The organism is Otoolea muris, from assembly GCF_943193115.1.
GTDB lineage: Bacteria > Bacillota > Clostridia > Lachnospirales > Lachnospiraceae > Otoolea > Otoolea muris.
Genome location: NZ_CALPCY010000004.1, coordinates 92,347 through 112,493 on the forward strand (window position 1 = coordinate 92,347; position 20,147 = coordinate 112,493).

Sequence of the window (20,147 nt, forward strand, 5' to 3'; positions counted from 1 at the left end):
CCAAGAGGAATGGATTATTTATGAAACGCAAGATCATCAACCTCTGCCTGTGCCTCCTCCTTCTATGCAATTTTTTCTGCACAGAGGCTCTGGCATCCACAGACTGGCCCGACGAGCTTTACCTGGAATCGGACGCCGGAATCGTAATGGATGCGGACACGGGCATTGTGCTTTTTGGAAAAAATATTCACGACACCTATGCGCCGGCCAGTATCACCAAGGTATTAACGGCGCTGATTGTGCTGGAACGCTGCTCTCTCGACGAAACCGTTACCTTTTCCTTTAACGCCGTCCACAATGTGGAGGCCAACAGCACCAGCGCCGGCTATGAGACAGGCGACAAGGCCAGCGTAAAGGACTGTCTCTACGCGTTGCTGCTGAAATCAGCGAATGAGTCAGGCAATGCCCTGGCAGAGCATGTGGCCGGTTCGATCGAGGATTTCGCCGGGCTGATGAACGAGAAAGCCAAAGAACTGGGCTGCCAGGACTCCCATTTCAACAATCCCAGCGGCTTAAATGACGAAAACCATTATGTGAGCGCGTATGATATGGCGCTTATCACAAGGGCGGCCTTTGAGAATGAAACCTTTTCAAAAATTGTCGCCACCACCTACTACAAGCTTCCTCCCAGCAAGAACAATCCGGACGGGCTTGGAATTTCGCCCGGTAACCGCATGGTCAAGCGCAATTTTCCTGATCAGTACCGGCCTGATGTGATTGGGGGCAAGACCGGATTTACCTCGATAGCGCTGAATACGCTTGTGATCGGGGCCCGGCAGGGAGATACAACGCTTGTCACTGTGGTTCTTCACAGCCGATCTACACAGTATAAAGACACCAAACGGCTGTTAGACTTCGGATTTTCCAATTTTCAGTCTGTCCGAATCGGCGATTATGATCAGACCTTTTCCAGCATCGGAGATGATTTAAAAATTGCCGGCCTTCCCACCTCGACCGACCAGGTTCTTACCATCAATCCCGACAGCCGGATCATTCTTCCCAAAACGGCGGATATTTCTGAAACGACTATTTCACTTGACTATGAGGTTCCCCCGTCCGCTCCGGAAGGGACAATCGGCTGTGTCAACTATCAATTGGGGGATCGCCCGGTGGGGCAGGCATACTTAACATTTAAAGACAGCCTGCCAGAGCTGAATGAGACGCTGCCCGACGAGCTTTTGGAAGTGAATCCGGCCTCCATGACTCCCGGGCAGGAGGCGGAAGATGTTACCGCCGCAGAGCCGGACGATACGGCCGGCCGGATGCGCAGCCTTCCTGAGGAGCCGGCAGAGAGCGGCGCAGACACAGAGCAGAAGGGAGATTCCCGCTCGCTCAGGGATCTGTTTGCCATCTCTATCCCGTTCCAGAGCGTGATCTTTAAGGCGCTGATCGCCGTTTCGGCGCTGGTCCTGGCCAATTATTTGATTTTAAATACCATCAAGAAAAACCGGGCCCGCGAGGAAGCGGCGGTACTCGAGCGGCGCAGGCGGCGGGCGGAACGTCTCCGTGATGCCGGCATTTCGGAAGCGGAATTTGATCTGATGATGCAGGAAAAGCGGCAGGCCGCCGCCTCTGACAAACAAAAAAAGCGCTCCGGGGCGGGGCGCATAAAAAAGTAAAATGTACGCCCGCAATCTCGCTGCGCCTGATTTTGTGAATACATTAAAGGGAAACGGTCTCAACGCCGCTTCCCTTTACTTCTCTCTGAACGTTTCTTCTTTGTCTCTTCCTTTTTTATCTCCACCGCGCGCGCGCCTTCCTCGTCCACCTGCTTGACGGTTTTTACTGCGTACACCTGGCCGTCCTCCGTCTTTTTAATGCGGATTTTTCCTTTAAACAGGCCGTGCTCCGGGCAGATCGCCAGGCAGAAATAGAATTTCTGATTCGCAGAAAACCAGCGGATCTTTTTCCGGAGCATCCTCCGGCATTTATAGCACACCATATCCGTCATCCTGCGCTCTTCCATCACCTGCTCGCGGTATTCAAACTGCCTGGAAACGTATTTGGCATAGCTTGGGAATTCCAGGTAGATCTCTTCCTCCTCTGTCTCAGGCACACGGTAATAGTCCACGGATACATACTCCACCATACTGTAAAAGTCCATTGCGCCCATCACGCGCCCGGTATAGTATGCGTCGTCAAGCGCCCTGTGAAAGGGGCGTTCCTCCGCAAGCCCCAGCTCCTCCACCGCGCGGTCTAAAGACTCCCGCTGCCCCTGTCCCTTTACAAGGGCGTAGATCTTCTGCACATCATAGTAAAGAAGAGGCCAGCCAAACGGTATCTCCATGCCGTGATAAACGATATTGCGCTGCAGCTCTGTCAAATCCATCGGCCCCCATGTGCAGAGGCTGTAATCCGTTCCGCACCACTCCAGAAACTCCTTCATCGCATTCATAAAGGAAGTTCCCTCCTGGTTCAGCTCCTCGATCGACATATGTGTCACTTCTGAAATAATAAAATGCATCTCCCGGTACACCCTGGGCCGGATCAGACGGCGGAATTCGGATACGATCTGCAGGCTGCTGTTCAGTTTCACCGCGCCGATCTCAATAATCTCAAACGGCAGCCTGTCCGCAGAGCTGTCCTTACCCATGGGGCTCTGGTTCCACTCAAGGTCTAATACGATATAATGTCTCATAATCATGTCCTCTGCGCGGCAGCAGCCGCTTTCTGCCGCCGCGATCTGAATGTTTTAATCCTTATAACTTTACCACATTGTCTTCCATTCGTCTATTGAATCTGCTTTTTCTTTCGTATATAATATCAGCTAATGAGTAACAGCGAAGACTTGTCTGCGCGCTGGCTGCGCTGGCCGTACGGTCTGCGCAGCGCCGGCTGTATGAAATATTGAAAAGCAGGAAAATCTAATGTACTCTCGGAATCTCGCTGTGCCTGATTTTGTGAGATGATTTTTTGTCAGATGTGCACAAATTTATGAGGCGTACGTGGAGCGTACGTTGATTAAATTTGGGTGCATCTGGCGGAAAATCAGCCGCAAAAGCAGGCGCAGAGAGATTCCGAGAGTACATTCTATGGAAAAGGAGGCGTTCATATGGATCTGATCAGCCAGTTTATGGAAAACTATAAAAAGAAAATGCCTTTTTATGAGACAGCCGGCCGCCTGGCCGCCCTGCAGCTTGAAGAAGAGCTCCGCTCCGCCGGCATCCGCTCCATCGTAACCTTCCGCGCCAAAAATCCCGGACGCTTAAAGGCCAAGGTACAGCGCCGCAACGAGCTCAACGCCGGGCCCTATAAAAATATGAAGGAAATCTATGAGGATATCGCTGATCTGACCGGCGTGCGCGTCTCCCTCTATTTCCCGGGCGATCGCGATATCGTGAACACCCTGATCGGCCGCCTTTTCACGATCCTGGAGACAAGGCAGTTTCCCGAGCAGTCCAAGCCGCCGTCCTACCACAAGCGCTTTTCCGGTTATTGGGCCAACCACTACCGCGCCCATATGCGGGAGGAGCGTCTGGAACCGCCGCAGAAAAAGTACGCCGCCGCGCGGATCGAGATTCAGGTGGCCTCTGTCCTGATGCATGCGTGGTGCGAAGTGGAGCACGACCTCGTTTACAAGCCCATGCAGGGCGCTCTCTCGGATGAAGAGCTGGCGATCCTGGATGAGCTGAACGGCCTGGTGCTGGCCGGGGAAATCGCGCTGGAGCGCCTGCAGAGAGCCGGAAATTTGCGGATCCGCACCAAAAACGCCGCCTTCAGCAGCCAGTACGATCTCGCCTCCTATCTCTACAACTACTTAAGCGGCCAGTTTGAAAATGAAGAAATTGAGCTGCGGATGGGGAATATCGAACTCCTGTACAGCCTGATCAGCCGTCTCCGTTTCACCGGTGTGAAAGAGATGGAGGCGGTCCTGAAATCCGTAAAATTTGAAAAGGACAAGCGGAACCTCTCCCAGCAGATCATAGATCAGATTATCACCGGAAACGAAAAACGCTACCAGATCTATCAGGAGCTCCGTGCCGGCCGCGGCGGGCTTGATGAGGTGCACAGGGCCGCGATCGATTACTTTATCGAGCGGTGGGTATCCCTTGAAAAGCTGTTGAACCAGATCACTTACCAGAACGCTCCAAAGGCCAGAGGTTCCTTTAACATCAACCGCCTGAAACGGATGGGCCTGCTTGACCAGGATACGCTGAACCGGATTGTCCTCCTGAGAAAGACAAGAAACGTTTTAATCCACGACATCGAAATACCGGATAAAGATGATTTGCTGCGGCACGGGGATGAGGCGGGAAACCTCCTTCTGCACATTCGCGCAGAGATCTCCGCGCAGGACAACAATGGAGAGGGGTAAAAGCGCCTCTCTCCACTGCGGACTAAAACAGCGCCGCATACGCAATGCGGTTCCAGGAACATTTCCTTTACAAAACGTCTAACTGTCCATCCTGGCCAGACATGCGGACACTGCGCCGCCAAGCTTGTCGTCCCCATCCTCTTTTGCCAGCTCCAGGAGAACCTCAAGCCATTCCTTACACTGATAATGTATCGAAAATTTATCATCGTATTCCTGAAAGGTTTTTACATTTTCCTGCTCCGCCTTGCTGATAAATTTTGGAAAAGCCTCGCTCAAATAGGCTCTCACCCTGTTTTTCTTAACCTCCTCCGGCTCCCGACTCCATATCGGAGCCGGCCGGTGCTTCAGGGCCAGATAAAGCAGCTTGTCAATCTCAATGCTCCCGGCATCATAATAATCCTCCAGGTAAATTCTCCCTTCCTCCCGCTCCTGCGCCGCCGCAGGGTATCTCTTCAGCCATTTTTCCTTTTCCGATTCGCTTTCCGGCGCCGCTGTCTCCGGCTTTGGTTTGTTCAGGCAGCATTTCTTGTATTTTTTTCCGCTTCCGCAGGGACAGGGGTCGTTTCTCCCGATTTTGACTGTCTTCTCCGGGGCGTTATACTCCCTCTCCAGAGCTTTAAACAGCTTGTCAATGCTCTTTTTTTCCATTGTATCCCGCTTTGGCTCCTCAAACATCGCCCAGCCGCGCAGCATCTTTGCCGCATCAATCGGACTTGTGTAAGTATCTCTATTCTTCCGGAACATCCTGTCCACACAATCATCATACCTGCCTATCGCAGATTCATCGATCCGCTCCCTCTCATACAGATACCGGATCTCCGGGAGCATGTCCTTCATATTACAGTCGCATATAACGTCCGCCAGGCCGGTGTATATATAACTGTCGTCACGCTCATCGCCGTGGGCCTCCTCCCTGATAAAATCCTCCCATTCGTCCTTTCCCAGGCTGCCGTCCAGATACAACTGTCCCATCACCCTCAACATTCCGGTTCTTGCAAATTCGTCGCTTTCCTGATTTCGGATCGCCTTCTTCAGCAATTCCAGATCTCCATTGTATGTATGGTAAAGAATCTGCGGCAGGCCCTCTGTGACTGTGTCTCCGATCAGGTAATCTAATATATCGGTCGGAAACGACGCCATCTCCATGATCAGAGGAAAGCACTCCCTGGCCTGGAACTCTCCCAGGAAAAATAGGGCGTAAAAATGCAGCTGGTATTGCACGTCCAGCTTGTCCTTTTCAGCGACCGCCTTTTCCAGCGCCGCGCGCAGGAAGGGAATCGCCTCCTCCCTGTTTTTACTGATCGTTTGAAATGCTTCCTCAGGGAATACTTTGCTTCTGGAAGTAATGTCATTAATCGCCTTTTGTACGGATTCCGTCATTTTTAAACCTCCCTTGTCTCCATATGTACTCCCGGAACCTCACAAAATCAGGCGCAGAGAGATTTCGAGAGTACATCCATATAACGGCGCGGACTTTTTGAAAAATCCACCTATACAGCCGCCATCCCGCTGCATAAATGACTCTTCTATATATCTGCGACAAACTGATCCGGATAAATATCACTTCCGCAATAACCGCACGTTTTGCCCCCGGCCTCCTCCGCCCATTTTTTCCGCCGTTCTTCACACACTGGCAGATGCCTGCCTGATTTCTTACAATAATCTTTTCAATCATAAAACCTATGAAAAAGTAACCTATAACGATATAAGGCCAGGATTTTTAAAAGTTCAAAGATCAAAGCTCCATCTGCCTCATTTCCTGATTCGCTCTTTCGTACAGATAGACCTTGTTCGACAGGGTTTCTGACGGATCGAAAGTTTTGTTCATCTGCTTGATCCGCATAAGTATATCTCGTGGATGTATCGTGCCCTTTTTATGAAGCCTGGCTTCGCTTGTTCCCGTGAAAGCTATATAATAATCGTCTCCGAAAAGCTCTGCCAAACGCTTCATTACTCCGGGATAAAACATGGCGATTGCGCCGTTTATCTGCGCTGTCGTTGTCACAGTCGGCACTTCAAGCGGTGAAAGTGAAGTTATATCACTGTTCAGCGCCATAAACGCGCCTCTGTGATAAGGCGGATTTAATAAGTCCATCGGTTTTAAGTATATACGCGGCGGCGCCATGATGTATGTATTGCTCATCGCATCCTCCCACACTTGTTCCTCATCTATCCCCCATGCCTGTATTGAGGATTTATGTACCTTAACAGATAATACGTCATGTCTTTTGCCGTCATTTTCATCACTTACAAGAATATAGAGAACCAGCACCATATCGCCGATGCGCCTGTAAATATGATCCTTCAGTTCAAATCGGTGGTCGTTAAAATTCAGCGGGCGGATAAAAAGCTTGTCTTTTAACGAACCATACTCATTTTTTTCAATCAGATCCATAATTCCCAGTTCCATGAATTTTCTGCTGGAGTCGATCGCAGAACGAATCTGTTCCCACACAGCCGTCCAGCCGCCTTTTTCATACTTACGGTACAACTGCCCGCAGTCAAATCTGCATACCTGTTCTCTCTTGCCCTTATATTGGTACAGGATAATATAATCGCCAATCAGCACATCCGATTCCGTTTTGTGATACTTGATGTTTGTTTCGCGTATGACAGAAAGCTCCTCCATATCAGACGATGTGGCCCCATCCTCTAAGAAGACCATTTTGTCATAACCCAGCTCCTGCTTGTTTTCCTCAAGCTTTTTCTGCAGTTCGCTGATAAAATCCTTATATGCCATTTCTTTACCTCCGTTTATTTTTGAAACCGTGGAATGGTTTGTCGATTCTGAAAAGTTTAATTTTATTACATTTAAAAACAATTTACGTTGATTATCCCTGCGAAATCACTTTCTACATTTTAGCAAATGTAATAATAAAGATGCTTTTACAAATCTTGAGTATTTCATCTGACGATTTATTTACCAGCTTCCCGCAAAATAACTTTACGATTAAATTATTGTATTCGTATTTAGGGAGATTCCCATTATTATCTAATTCTTTTGCTCAATCCTGACATACTTTTTCAATGCGCAAAACCGCAAAAGAGTTTCCATGTCGCGTTCTGCAGCATCCTCTTGCCCCCATATTTTTCGCCATTTATCATCATACCTGTTATATTCCTGCAGCATCGTATAAAAATCACATACGTATATTACGTTTCTCAATTCCTGCTGCGTTAAAAGAGAACCTTTAGAATTTAAATTTTCAAAAATTTTTCTTAATATTTTTGTGCGCTGTTTTTCGTCATCAATTTTTATTTCTATAACAGTAATTGACGTATAGTCTATGCGTCTTTTCATTTCCATGGGAAGAGAAGCATAATCTACATAAATTTTTTTTCATCCTCATTTATTAGTTGAATATGAAGTTCTTCTAATGTCAGTTGGCTCGTTAAGGCTTCTTTAAAAGGAATGTTATGCACTTGGATTTCTGAAAAATCTACAGAATTACTTTCTCTTCTGTCTAAATAAAAACCTATATAATAAAAAAACAAACTCAAAACACGCTGTTGTCCATCTAAGATTCCCAATTGATTCTCACTGTTTCTGCACGTATAAATTGGCGGAATCGGTAAACCACGGATCAATGATTCAACTAATGAAATAATCTGTTCCTTACTCCAGCGATATTTTCTCTGATATTTGGGTATAATATACAAATTTTCGTTTACACCTTCTACCAGAGTACGAAATCCAACATCTGTCTTATATTGTTGAATACTAATTCCTTTTAAATCGCTCATCGTGCTCAATATCGTTTCCTCCTCAGATTCTTTGGCTTGTATTATAATATTTGCCATAAGGTCAACCGATCATTTTGCAAATCATACTTAGTATACCCTAAAAAACAGTTCCTCTCAATATACTTTCAACACTCTTTTTCGTCTCTTCTTGAATACTACAAAAGCGGAAGATGTTATATCCTCCGCTCCCCATCCATCACCTTACAAAAAATCACTGCCACTAACGTACTCACCGCCGTCGCCGCAATTCCCGGCCCCACAACCGCTGCCGGGTTCACGCTCCCATACTGGCTCCTATAGGCAATCATATTCACCGGAATGAGCTGCAGGGAAGAGATATTAATGATCAGAAATGTACACATCTCATTACTGGCAATTCCACGCTTTCTCACCGGGCCCGGAAGCCGGCCGTTTCTCCTGTCTTCCTCCAGCTTCTCCAATTCCTCCATCGCCCTAAGCCCAGCCGGCGTAGCCGCCCACCCGACTCCTATGACATTGGCGATCATATTCGCCGCAATGGCTTCCAGGGACGGATGATTCTCCGGAATATGCGGGAACAAAAAGCGCAGAATTGGCCGCATCCTGGCGGAAAGCTGTTCGATCAGCCCGGCCCGGCGGCCCACCTCCAGGATCCCGGTCCAAAAGGACATCACGCCCAGCATGGTAATGCACAGCTTTACCGCCTCCCCCGCCGATTCCAGAGCCCCTGCCGTGACCTGGCCAAGGTTCCCGTGAACAGCCGCCCACAATATACCGACAAGCATCATAAAGCCCCACAGATAATTCAGCATAGCAAACCTCTTTCCCGGTTATGTCTTTGGCAGCATCAGCAGGCAGCCTGACATCAGGCCAGCGCCTGCTGCGAATGCCGCATGCCGCCATCATTTACTCTAATCTATGAGTCCTGTACGCCCTCTTATGACATAAGCTCCCTGTACATCTCAGCCAGCCCCTTCGTCGGCCTCCATCCCAGGGCGCGCATTTTCTCAGATGAAAGGCGCAGCCCGGTATCTTCGGCATATCCATGCGCGCCCGCCTCATCCGCCCCGCAGATGACTTTAATCTTTCCCCCTGCTATCTCCTGCGCCACAAGCTGCGCCATGTCCCGGATCCGCATCGTAGCATCCTCATTCACGACATTATATACCTCCCCGTCCCGGCCATTCTCAAGGATCGTCCAAATCGCATTGACCGTATCGGATATCTCGCAATAATTTCCCATAGACATACCGCTCGTATGCAATAGAATATCACGCCCCTCTGCCGCCGCCTTTGCGAACTGTGCAAAAACCCGCCCGTCCTCCGGAGGAACCCCTTTCCCGAACGTCTGAGCCAGCCTTGCAATGCGGACAGGTACGCCGTATTCCCTGTAAAAAATATGGCAGTAGTGCTCTGCCATGCGTTTCCCCAGCGGATAGCAGCTACGCGGCGCGTCCAGGCTCACATCGCCCAGCCGCTCCTCCGATACGCGCTCCCCCTCGCTGCAGTCAACCTTTCCGTAAACCTCCATAGAGGAGAGGTATACCATGGAACGAACCTTCTTTTTTGCCGCCAGCTCCAGGATCCGGCGCGTCCCCTCCACAATACAGTCCGCTGTCTCTACCGGCCGCGATATCATCTCATGGGACTTCGTGGGGCAGGCACAGTGGATGATACGGTCAACCTCCTGCGGAATGGTTTCCTCATCCCAGTCCCTGATACCGCCTTTGCACAAAATGACTTCCGTATCGCCTGCGTTCAGCTCCCCCTTTATGATATCCCCCGCCTTTTCCATATCCCTGACGGGCAGAATCAGGCGTCCCGCCCCTCATCGGGGCGTATGCACAATATCCTTTGCCAGCATCCGTCCGATATAACCTGTGCCCCCTGTGAGGAGAATCGTCTCTTTTTTCAGCACCAGCGCCACACTCCTTTCCATTATGAAAAACATCCATATTAAAAATTATAGCCTCCCGCCGCCTTCTTGTCACCCGCGGTTTAGGATTTTCTCTTGCTATTTCCCTGTCGCTGCTATAAAATAATAACAGTTCATAACCTCTGAACTGCTGCGGCAGACTGCTGAAAACGTAAGTCAATGATAAGTCATTATAAGCCAAAGAAAGGAACACCCATGAAACAGTCGCATGATTTGAGAAGACTTCTGGAAAGCATTGATCACAAGAGCTATCCGGCCTACAAAGACGCCCGGGGCGCTTATGATTTTAAAGACTACATTTTATCCATTGACCATGTGCAGGGGGATCCCTTTGCCTCCCCGTCCAAGGTCAGCGTAACCATAAGCCATCAGGCCGCCGGCTTTCCGGCCGAATATTTCAATGAGGGCTTTAAGAAAACCGCCCTGGAGGATTACCTTCTGCGCTGCTTTTCGCGCGAGATCGCGCGCTTTAATTTTAAAGCCAAAGGCTCCGGCAAGAGCGGCCTGATCGCAACCAGCCGCCCGGGGCAGGAGATCCTGCCCCGCACGGCCTGTGAGATCGGGGCAAATTCCATTACGGCGCGCTTTGAGGTCGGTTTTCCGGCTTTTGGGCGCACGATCAATTCCGGAGAGCTGATCCGCATCCTGTTCGATTTTCTGCCGGGCTGCGTGCGCAATGTATTCTTTTATAAAAACAGGGATAAAAAGGAAGTGCTGGACGTCATTCACCTCTCCGAGGATCAGGAGTTTATCCGGGGCGAATTAAAGCGCCTTGATCTGGTGTCCTTTGCGGCTAATGGATCCATCCTGCCCCGCGAGACAGGCATCTCGGATCGGCCCATGAAAGACAGCATCCCCTTTACCGCCCCGGATTCCCTGACAATCACCCTTGAACTGCCGCACCGCGGTCCTCTCTCCGGGCTTGCCGTCCGCCGCGGCATCACACTGATTGTAGGAGGCGGCTACCACGGGAAATCCACGCTCTTAAAGGCTCTGGAATCCGGCGTATACAACCATATCGCCGGCGATGGCCGGGAATATGTGATCACGGACTGCACGGCGGTTAAGCTGCGCGCGGAGGACGGGCGCAGCATCAATAATGTGGATATTTCCCTTTTTATCAACGATCTGCCAAACGGCAAGAATACAGCCGCCTTTTCCACAGCCGACGCCAGCGGAAGCACCTCCCAGGCCGCGGCTGTCATAGAAGGCGTTGAGTCCGGAGCGCGGGCCTTCCTTATTGATGAGGACACCTCGGCCACGAATTTTATGCTGAGAGATGATTTGATGCAGCGCATTGTCAGCCGCGATAAGGAGCCCATCACGCCGTTTATTGAACGGGCAAGGGATCTGTATGAGCAGGCCGGGATCTCCACGGTTCTCGTTGCCGGAAGCTCGGGCGCGTATTTCTTCATCGCCGACACCGTGCTCCAGATGGACTCCTACCGGCCGTATGACATCACAGATACGGTAACGGCGGCCTGCCAGGCGTCCGAATCCCGCCCCGAGATCTCGGCCCCCGGCTTCCGGCTTCCGGAAAAGGGCCGCCGCCTCGCCTCCAGCGTCACAGGCGCGCGCAGGAACAACGGGCTTGGCGATATCTGGGACGGCGGAGGCAGGAATACCGGAGACGAACCGGGAGACGACGGGGACAGCAGTAACGAACGCGGCGGACGCGGCGGCAGAGACGGGCGCGGGAACGGAAACAGCGCCGGCGGCGGATACGGCAGAGACGGCGGGTATAGCAGAGGCGGCGGATACGGCAGAGGCGGACGCGGCGACCGGGACGGCAGAGGCGGCGGGCGCGGCGACCGGATTAAGGTCAAGGTGCGCGGAAAGGACGCCTTCCAGGTGGCAAAGGAACCGGTTGATCTGCGTTTTGTGGAACAGCTTGCAGACAGCGAGCAGACGAACGCCCTGGCTCAGATGGTCCGTTACTGTCTCGAAAAGGGCCTTTTTGAGCGCTGCACCCTTCAGGAAATCGTTTCCCTGATCATGAAGGAATATGAAAAACACGGGCTGTCCGCATTTACCGACGCGTCATATGCCGCCATGGGCCTGTGCCTGCCGAGAGTCCAGGAAATCTACGCCTGCTTAAACCGGTTCAGGGGATAGAAACAGGAACCTGTTTGGGGCATACTCCGGCGGATATAGGGATATTATTCACTTTTTTGCAATTATTCAGATTATCTCTGAACCGGTACTCATTTTTAACTGTTATGAATGTTCAGACAAAAGAGGGGTATTATGGAACAGTATATAGAGCTTTCGCAAAAACAGGGGCTGGCTCAGCACATGATCCAATCCATGGAAATCCTTCAGATGAATGCGCTTGAGCTGGAGAGCTATCTGGAAAACCTGGCGCTTGAGAACCCTGTCATGGAACTGGACGAGCGGGGCCGGGAAGACCTCCCGGCGCAGCAGGAGGAGCTGCAGCGCAAATTAGACTGGCTGGAATCGACGGATCTGCAGAACAGGGTGTATTACCAGCAGGAACGCGGCGATGACAGCCCGGAGGACAACTGGCATGATCAAAACTGGGCGGAGGAAAGCTTAAGCGATTATCTTTTATCCCAGATCCTACTGTCCGGCTTTTCCGGACAGGATCGGTCCATCCTGAAATTTATGATCCTGTCCCTGGATGAGCGCGGCTATTATCCGGATGAATTGTCGGTCGCCGCCGAAGCGTATCATGTGGATGTCCCGCATATTGAGCGTCTTCTGAAGGTGATCCAGTCTCTAAACCCCGCGGGAATCGGCGCGCGCTCCCTGGAAGAATGTCTGCTTTTGCAGATAGAGCGCGGAGGCAGTACACATAAACTGACAGAGGCTATTATAAAGAACCATTTAAACGATATCGCCAGGAACCATCTGCCGCATATTGCGAAAAAACTGAACGCCTCCATGGAGGAAGTAACCCTGGCCTGCGAGGAAATCCGCAGGCTCCAGCCTAAACCGGGAAGCGCCTTTTACAGCAGGAATTACCTTCAATATATCACCCCGGATGTTATTATCGTTACATTAGAGGGTTCCTTTGAAATTCTGATCAATGAGTACAAGTATCCCGGATTTCATATCAGCAGCTATTATCAGGATATGCACCGCACGATCGCCGATAAGGAGGCCAAAGCCTATCTGCACGAGAAAATCCGGCAGGCCAGGTGGGTTTCCAGCTGCATCGAACAGCGCGCCTCCACGCTCGCGCGCGTCATGCATGAGCTCGTGCAGCTTCAGAATGACTTTTTCCTGCGCGGAACCGGATACAAACGCCCGATGAAGCTCTCTGATCTGGCGGATAAGCTTAACCTGCACGAATCCACCGTCAGCCGGGCCCTGCACGGCAAATATCTCCAGTGCCACTGGGGGATATTCCCGCTGAACTATTTTCTGACCTGCGCCGCGGGGAAAGCGGCCGGGACAACGCAGGAAAAGACCCCGGAGCAGGTAAAAGCATTGATTAAGACCATCGTGGACGGGGAAGACAAGCAAAATCCCTACAGCGATCAGGCGATCAGCGAAAAGCTTTTGCAGCATGATATCCATATCTCGCGCAGGACCGTCAATAAATACAGGGGCGAAATGAATCTGCCGGATAAAAACGGGCGTAAAATCTGGGGGTAGCGCGCCATTTACATCAGATCCTTAACCTGCGCGCTGAAGCGCTGACGTTTCCGCACAAACGTGGAGGGCGTCATGCCAAGGCTTGCGGCGGCGTCCCGCACGTTGCCAAACGTCTCATACGCATGGTTGATATATTCCAGCTCCAGCGCCTCGATCGCGCTCTTTAAGCTTCCTGTGTGCGCCGGCACGCATGGCGCGGCCTTCGGGCGTTCCCCGGCCGGATACAGCGAAAGGGCGTCCGGCGTGATCTCGTCGCCGCTGCTGATGATGGCCGCCCGTTCCACAATATTGCGCAGCTCGCGGATATTCCCGGGCCAGTTATAGTCTTTCATCATGGTAATGGAAATCAGCGAAAAATATTTCTTGAAATTATACTTCTTATTGAGCTGTGACAGAAACAGGCTGGCAAGCGGGATGATATCCGCGGGCCGCTCCCTGAGCGGCGGGATATGGATTGGGAAGATCATCAGCCTGTAGTACAGATCCTCCCGGAACGCCTTCTGCCTCACCATCTCCTCTAAGTTCCGGTTGGTGGCCGCCAGGACCCGCACGTCGGCCTTCACGGGCTTCCGGCCCCCGATCCGCTCAAACTCCTGCTCCTGCAGCACGCGCAGGAGTTTGACCTGCATATCCAGGGGCAGTTCCCCCACCTCGTCAAGAAAAATGGTTCCCGTATCTGCCACCTCGAACAGCCCCATCTTCCCGTTCCGGTCCGCTCCCGTAAAAGCGCCCTTTTCATATCCGAACAGCTCGCTCTCCACCAGGTTCGCCGGGATTGCGCCGCAGTTTACCTTAATAAAGGGCTTGTCATTCCGGCTGCTGTTCTGGTAAATATATTTTGCAAACACCTCCTTCCCCACCCCGGTCTCTCCCAGCAGGATCACCGTGGTATCCAGAGGAGCAACCCGCTTTGACAGGGAGATAATCTCCATTGTTTTCTGATCCTCGGCTGTCAGGCAGCAGCGTTTGAGGGAATCCCTCTGTATATGCTCCAGCTCCTTGCGAAGCTTGCGCTCCTTTTGATGGAACTGCGCGGCCTCCTCCTTTAAGCGGTACAATTCCGTTATATCACGGACATTGGTGATCACAAGAATCACCTCATCCTGCACATTGGTAATCGGAGTGCTCGTAATTAAGGCGCGCTTTCCGGTCTTAAATTCCTGCTGAATCGTAATCGGGCGCTTCTGCGCCAGAGCCATCAGCGTACCGGAAGCGGAAATCGTCTTATTGCGGACCAGCTCCCTCATATTATAGCCCAGCACCTCGCTTTTCTTTAAGCCCGAAATCGTAAGATAAGAACGGTTCACCTTAATCGTATTGGCCTGTCCGTCCGTAATATAAATCCCGTCAAAGGAATGCTCAATAATCGCATCCAGATATTCGCTGCTCAAAGGCTCCGCAATCTCTTTTCTGTTCTGCATCATTTCTCCCCTCTCCCCCTGATTTTTCGTAACAGTTCAGACAACCTCTGAACTGTTATGATTCTTCAGCCGCAGACGGCTGTCCGACAGCCTCATTTTAACGTGCTGTTAAAAAAATATCAACACTGTTAAAACAGCGATGTATGGCATAACCCGGCTCAAAAAAACGCCTCGCGCCGGCTCATGTGCGACAGCATCTGCCGGACCGCCCCGGGAAATGATGACGGCCAGGGAGAGCTTGAAAGCGCCGCCTGCTCCCGGCGGACTTTCCACGACTCCCTCTGGCCTGTGTATCTTCTGTAATTTTACGCGTTCGACGCTTTTTCCTCCACGACCGGATTTTTGAAATTCCCATAGATCAGAATGTAGACAATCACGCCGGCAGCAAGCCCCCAGGCCGCGCCCTTAATGGCGAGGATACCGGCCATAGCGCCTGCGATGCCGCGCTCTGCGTCTGTCTTTATCATGCCCAGCCCAATCTGGCAGCATACATATCCCTGCACAATCAGCGTAAGGGACAGGGCCGCCGGAAGGATCGGCTGCACAAAGGATGCGACCGGGACGAGCGCCACGCAGATGAACGTCATCCAGCGGAATGTGCCCACGCCGCTGAAGATCGAATCCATAGATTCCCTGCCGTCCTTATAGCGCTCTGCAACAGAGGCGGTTACCGCCGCCCACAGAGGCCCGCAGAGAGCCACATAGGGGCAGATCAGGGACTGTACGATGTTGCGGATTGCGCTGATTATATTGGAACGGTTGGCGTTAAAGTCAATCTTTTCATCCTGCCGGATCTCGTCGGCGGCTGACAAAAGCTGCTCGCTGGATACGAAATCGCCGAAGGCGATGATATAGACAGAGATCGCCGTCGGGATCGCCGCGATAAACTGCCCGATGCCCGGAAAACCGATGGAAAACGGACTCAACGTGCTCATAATCGCGCCGAATTCCGGAATCTTGATCACCTCTCCGAGCACCAGGTTTGGCGGCGGAAGCTCGCCGGAAAGCGGCCCGATGATCACCGCGATGATGATCGCCGGCAGCATGCCGAAATTCCCGACCATATACCACAGCTTATTCTTTGCCTTCATTTTCTTAAACAGCATCGAAAAAAGCAGGAAATAGGCGATGACAGAGCCGATCAGCACTGTGGCCGGGTACATGCCCGCCCGTCCGCCGTCCTTAAATTCGCCCATAATCGCGGAAAAGCCCGCGCCGACAAGCACGCCGGATTTGATCGCGTTCGGGATCGCGCCGATGATTTTGCTGGCAAGCCCCGTTACTCCCATAAAAAGGAAGATGATACCGACCATGAGCTGCAGGGCAATCAGGCTTTGCGTTCTCGCCGGCCCCTGCTCGGACAGGGTCAGGAACGCGGTGACAAGCGGAATGGCCGGCGTGATCCAGCCCGGAACGACCGGATCGCCCAGCAGCGCGTGCATACTGTAGAAAAAGCCGTTGATAATCACCATGCTCCAGGCCACCTCATAGGGAACCCCCAGCACCTCCTCGAGGACCGGGATCGCGCCCAAGCAGGTCGCGCACATCAGGATGGCCTGCAGGCACTCGGAAATCTCCCATCTGTAGTGGATAAATGGAAGGCGGATCTTAAATATGCCGGCAGGAATATACGGCTGCTCCTGTCCATATTCACGTTTCATTGCCATAAGTAATTACTCCTATTCTGTCCAACTGTTTATGTTACGGTTCACAGTAACCTGTTTATTCATATTTACAATGGAACCTCTGTTCATACACTGATTTTAAGCCGTCGCGGAAATCGGGATGCGCGATCTCGATCAGCGCTCGGGCGCGATCCTTTAAGGTCTTTCCCGCCAGCTTCGCAACGCCGTACTCTGTCACAGCGTAGTCGATATCGTTCCGGGACGTTGTGACGGCCGCTCCCTCGTCCAGCAGAGGCACAATCTTGGACACGGTCCCTTTGGCCGCCGTGGACGGGAACGCCAGGATCGAGCGGCCGTTTTTAGCCATGGATGCGCCGCGGATAAAGTCCACCTGGCCGCCGACGCCGGATATCTGCGTATAGCCGATCGATTCCGAAGCCGCCTGTCCCATCAGATCAATCTGCACGCAGGAATTGATGGAGACAATATTGTCCTCCTTCATCACCACAACCGGGTTATTTACATAATCAACCGGGTACATCTCCACATCCGGATTGTTATTTACAAAGTCATACAGCCGTTTTGTCCCCATCAGGAAATTGGCCACAAATTTTCCCACATGCGTGGTCTTTTTCTTATTGGTAATAACGCCGCTCTCCACTAATTCCACAACGCCGTCGGAAAACATCTCGGAATGGATGCCCAGATCCTTTTTCTCTTTCAGGAATAAAAGCACCGCGTCCGGGATCGCGCCGATCCCAAGCTGCAGCGTATCGCCGTCGTTTATCAGGGACGCGCAGTTTGCGCCAATAGCCTTTTCCACGTCGCTGATTTTCGGCGGGGCCAGCTCAATGATCGGGGCGTCATGCTCGACAATGGCCACAATATTCGCATCCGCCGCGTTTATGCAGCTATCTCCCCCGGTTCCCGGCATTTCTTTATTCACCTGTACAATGACCTTCTTCGCGGCTCTGGCAGCCGGAAGCGTATAATCCACCGAGATTCCAAGGCTCATATTCCCGTTCCCGTCCGGGCGGGATGCCTGGATCATGGCCACATCGACCGGAAGGCTTCCGTTTGTAAACAAATCCGGAATGCGGTAGAAAAAGCACGGGGTATAATCGCCGCGGCCCTCCTGAACCGCCTTTCTCGTCGTCCCGCCCACAAACAGGGCGTTGTGGCGGAAATGTTTTTCCATGCCCGGCTGTGCGTAGCCGGCCTTGCCCATGGCCACCATATGGACGATCTCAACATTTTCGTACTGCTCTGCCTTCGCTATCATAGCCTCAACCACATGGGACGGCTCTCCGCAGGCATGGCCGATCACAACGCGTTCGCCGGATTTAATAAAATCAACGGCCTTTTCGGCCTCCGTCAATTTACTCTGATACTCGCTTTCCCAGCTCATGGGATTCCTCCATTTCTAAATAGTATACTATCGGAATCTCGCTGCGCCTGATTTTGTGAGATGATTTTAGATGCGCACAAATTTATGAGGCGTACGTGGAGCGTACGTTGATTAAATTTGGGTGCATCTGGCGGAAAATCAGCCGCAAAGGCAGGTGCAGAGAGATTCCAAGAGTACATAATACAAATGCGGGCGGCAGATCTCTCAAATCCACAGAGAGAGCGCCGGGCCCTCTCTGCGACCCCCGCAAACGCCGCGCTCCTATTCTTCGATCTTGGCGATCGCCTTTGCCAGTTTCTTCTTCATGGCAAGGTTGCCCTGACGGGAGATCATGATTCTCTGCGCCTGCGGAGAGCCTGCGCCGTGCATGGACTCGGTCCGGTAGCCGACTGCCGCCGCGCCGAGCGTCAGATTTTCGATGAGGCGCATCATGCGCAGCCTGTTCTCCGTCGATACGGCATTTACGCCGCGGAAATACTTCTCCACATATTTGCCAAGGAACGGATCCTTTAAGTCCTTCTCCGACGGGGCTGTTACCATCAGGCCGCCTGCGATGTCCTCGGCAAGACGCGCGATCTCATACGGGAACCGGGTGACATTCTGCTTACATACATTGGCCAGAAGCAGATCGATTAAGTAGTTGCCGGATTTTGTCGGCGCGCCCTCTGCGGAACATGCAATGCCGCAGCAGTATAAGGTTTCATTTAAGTGCGTCATCTCGATCAGTTTGTCCTTTACGTGGGAAGCTCTCTGCGCGCCGTTGTACTCCGCGATCACAGCCGCCGCGCCGATCAGAACATCGCCCACGCCAACCTTGCATCCGCCGTAGGACTGTCTGTGGTAGCCCGCGAAACGCTCTACCAGAACGCCTGCAAATTCATACTCTCCATTTAAGAAGATGCGCTCGTTCGGCACAAATACATCGTCAAAAATAACCAGGGCCTCTGTCCCGCCGTACTCGGAATTGCCGACGTCGATCTGGCTGCCCTCCAGCTTTCTCGTATCGCAGGACTGACGGCCCACGATCATGAAGATGCCCTTTGCGTCAGTCGGTACTGCAAAGGATACGGCATAATCCCTGTCGTCCTCGCCCATGGCGATGGTCGGCATAACGATCACCTCATGGGAGTTTACAAAACCGGTCTGATGCGCTTTTGCACCGCGGACAACAATGCCGTCCTCTCTTCTCTCAACAACCCGTAAATACAGATCCGGATCCGCCTGGGCATGCGGCGCAAGGGAACGATCTCCCTTGGGATCCGTCATAGCGCCGTCTACGGTGAGATCCTTTTCCTGAACATACTGTAAAAACTTCTTGAAATTTTCATGATAATGCGTTCCGTGCTTTTCATCAGTTTCATATGTAGTGCTGTATACGGCGTTGAACGCGTCCATGCCTACGCAGCGCTGGAAGCATGCCGCAGTCTTCTGTCCGCAGAGACGCTGCATCTTTACCTTCTTGATCAGATCCTCTGTGCTCTGATGGATATGAGTAAAGCGGTTGATCTTCTCTCCGTTAATCGAAGAGTTTACAGTCATCAGATCCTCGTATTCCGGCATCTGAGCCAGATCATAGGTCGCCTTCACGGAATTTAAAGACGGACGGAGAATGGGGTCATCGACCGGATTTTCAATCTTCTTTCCGAACATGTAAACCTGAAGGTTTAATTTTCTCATGCTTTCCACATACTGCTCACCTGTCATTAACATAGCTTATAATTCCTTTCTTTATAAAATTTATTTATAACTGTTATAACTGGATTTAATGCAAATCGCGTGCCAAAACACGGGAACCTTTTCCTGTTTTCTTTTAATTTTTTTTCGGCGGCCCGCAAAACATCCCTTATTTCGGCACATCGGGCGGCCCTTCCCGGGGGAAATTTTTTCTTTTTTGATAAATAGCGACAAAAAAAGCGCCGGGACAGACAAAAAACCAGCAATATTTTGTTGCGAAAATGCAACCAAACGGATATTTGATCCAAAAATGCATCAGGAGTTTCCACATTCCGGCGTAAAAACCTTAAAAAGCGTATACGTTTCCATCCAAAACCGCCCCGCCTCCCTGGCATGAAAATTGCTGTATATTATAGCAAAGAAA

15 protein-coding genes are annotated in these 20,147 nt (G+C 51.6%); 4 read left to right on the plus strand and 11 right to left on the minus strand.

Annotated features, from left to right (window positions below; all coding sequences use genetic code 11):
* The first annotated feature begins 20 nt into the window (after positions 1 to 20).
* A complete protein-coding gene (locus tag NFS31_RS04450; protein ID WP_251492047.1) occupies positions 21 to 1,619 on the plus strand; it encodes a D-alanyl-D-alanine carboxypeptidase family protein in 1,599 nt (532 codons plus the stop codon).
* 59 nt (positions 1,620 to 1,678) lie between these two features.
* On the opposite strand, the gene NFS31_RS04455 is transcribed toward NFS31_RS04450, so the two are convergent.
* The gene (locus tag NFS31_RS04455) at positions 1,679 to 2,638 is read right to left on the minus strand and encodes a 3'-5' exonuclease (RefSeq protein ID WP_251492049.1); all 960 of its coding nucleotides are present in this window, start codon (positions 2,636 to 2,638) and stop codon (positions 1,679 to 1,681) included.
* 414 nt (positions 2,639 to 3,052) lie between these two features.
* On the opposite strand from NFS31_RS04455, the gene NFS31_RS04460 reads away from it, so the two are divergent.
* Complete coding sequence (locus tag NFS31_RS04460) at positions 3,053 to 4,315, plus strand: RelA/SpoT domain-containing protein (RefSeq protein WP_251492051.1); 1,263 nt, start codon at positions 3,053 to 3,055, stop codon at positions 4,313 to 4,315.
* A gap of 78 nt (positions 4,316 to 4,393) precedes the next feature.
* Here the strand turns inward: NFS31_RS04460 and NFS31_RS04465 are convergent, their stop codons facing one another.
* From NFS31_RS04465 to NFS31_RS04490, 6 genes are all read right to left on the minus strand, one after another.
* Entirely contained in the window at positions 4,394 to 5,695 is a 1,302-nt protein-coding gene (locus NFS31_RS04465; RefSeq protein ID WP_251492053.1) for a DUF1186 domain-containing protein, read from the minus strand.
* Between the two features lie 355 nt (positions 5,696 to 6,050).
* Positions 6,051 to 7,055: a DUF5688 family protein gene (locus NFS31_RS04470; protein WP_251492055.1), complete on the minus strand. Its 1,005-nt coding sequence runs from the start codon at positions 7,053 to 7,055 to the stop codon at positions 6,051 to 6,053.
* A 252-nt stretch (positions 7,056 to 7,307) separates the two neighbouring features.
* A complete protein-coding gene (locus NFS31_RS04475; protein ID WP_251492057.1) occupies positions 7,308 to 7,622 on the minus strand; it encodes a hypothetical protein in 315 nt (104 codons plus the stop codon).
* 17 nt (positions 7,623 to 7,639) lie between these two features.
* A complete protein-coding gene (locus tag NFS31_RS04480) occupies positions 7,640 to 8,059 on the minus strand; it encodes a DUF262 domain-containing protein (RefSeq protein ID WP_251492181.1) in 420 nt (139 codons plus the stop codon).
* 173 nt (positions 8,060 to 8,232) lie between these two features.
* The gene (locus NFS31_RS04485; RefSeq protein ID WP_251492059.1) at positions 8,233 to 8,850 is read right to left on the minus strand and encodes a nucleoside recognition protein; all 618 of its coding nucleotides are present in this window, start codon (positions 8,848 to 8,850) and stop codon (positions 8,233 to 8,235) included.
* Positions 8,851 to 8,975: 125 nt separating this feature from the next.
* Positions 8,976 to 9,833, minus strand: coding sequence for an NAD-dependent epimerase/dehydratase family protein (locus tag NFS31_RS04490; protein ID WP_251492061.1), 858 nt, complete (start codon positions 9,831 to 9,833; stop codon positions 8,976 to 8,978).
* 336 nt (positions 9,834 to 10,169) lie between these two features.
* Here NFS31_RS04490 and NFS31_RS04495 point away from each other — a divergent pair, with 336 nt between their 5' ends.
* Together NFS31_RS04495 and rpoN are read left to right on the plus strand one after the other, a co-directional pair.
* A complete protein-coding gene (locus NFS31_RS04495; RefSeq protein WP_251492063.1) occupies positions 10,170 to 12,089 on the plus strand; it encodes an ABC-ATPase domain-containing protein in 1,920 nt (639 codons plus the stop codon).
* 132 nt (positions 12,090 to 12,221) lie between these two features.
* Positions 12,222 to 13,595: an RNA polymerase factor sigma-54 gene (gene rpoN, locus NFS31_RS04500; RefSeq protein ID WP_251492065.1), complete on the plus strand. Its 1,374-nt coding sequence runs from the start codon at positions 12,222 to 12,224 to the stop codon at positions 13,593 to 13,595.
* Between the two features lie 8 nt (positions 13,596 to 13,603).
* Here rpoN and NFS31_RS04505 read toward each other — a convergent pair whose 3' ends face one another.
* From NFS31_RS04505 to NFS31_RS04520, 4 genes are all read right to left on the minus strand, one after another.
* Positions 13,604 to 15,019, minus strand: coding sequence for a sigma-54 interaction domain-containing protein (locus tag NFS31_RS04505; protein WP_331482492.1), 1,416 nt, complete (start codon positions 15,017 to 15,019; stop codon positions 13,604 to 13,606).
* A gap of 302 nt (positions 15,020 to 15,321) precedes the next feature.
* Positions 15,322 to 16,683, minus strand: coding sequence for a SulP family inorganic anion transporter (locus tag NFS31_RS04510; protein ID WP_251492067.1), 1,362 nt, complete (start codon positions 16,681 to 16,683; stop codon positions 15,322 to 15,324).
* Between the two features lie 55 nt (positions 16,684 to 16,738).
* On the minus strand, positions 16,739 to 18,049 hold the full coding sequence (locus NFS31_RS04515; RefSeq protein WP_251492069.1) for an acetyl-CoA hydrolase/transferase family protein: 1,311 nt from the start codon (positions 18,047 to 18,049) through the stop codon (positions 16,739 to 16,741).
* A gap of 261 nt (positions 18,050 to 18,310) precedes the next feature.
* Positions 18,311 to 19,759: a 4-hydroxyphenylacetate 3-hydroxylase family protein gene (locus NFS31_RS04520; RefSeq protein WP_251492071.1), complete on the minus strand. Its 1,449-nt coding sequence runs from the start codon at positions 19,757 to 19,759 to the stop codon at positions 18,311 to 18,313.
* Between the last annotated feature and the right edge of the window lie 388 nt (positions 19,760 to 20,147).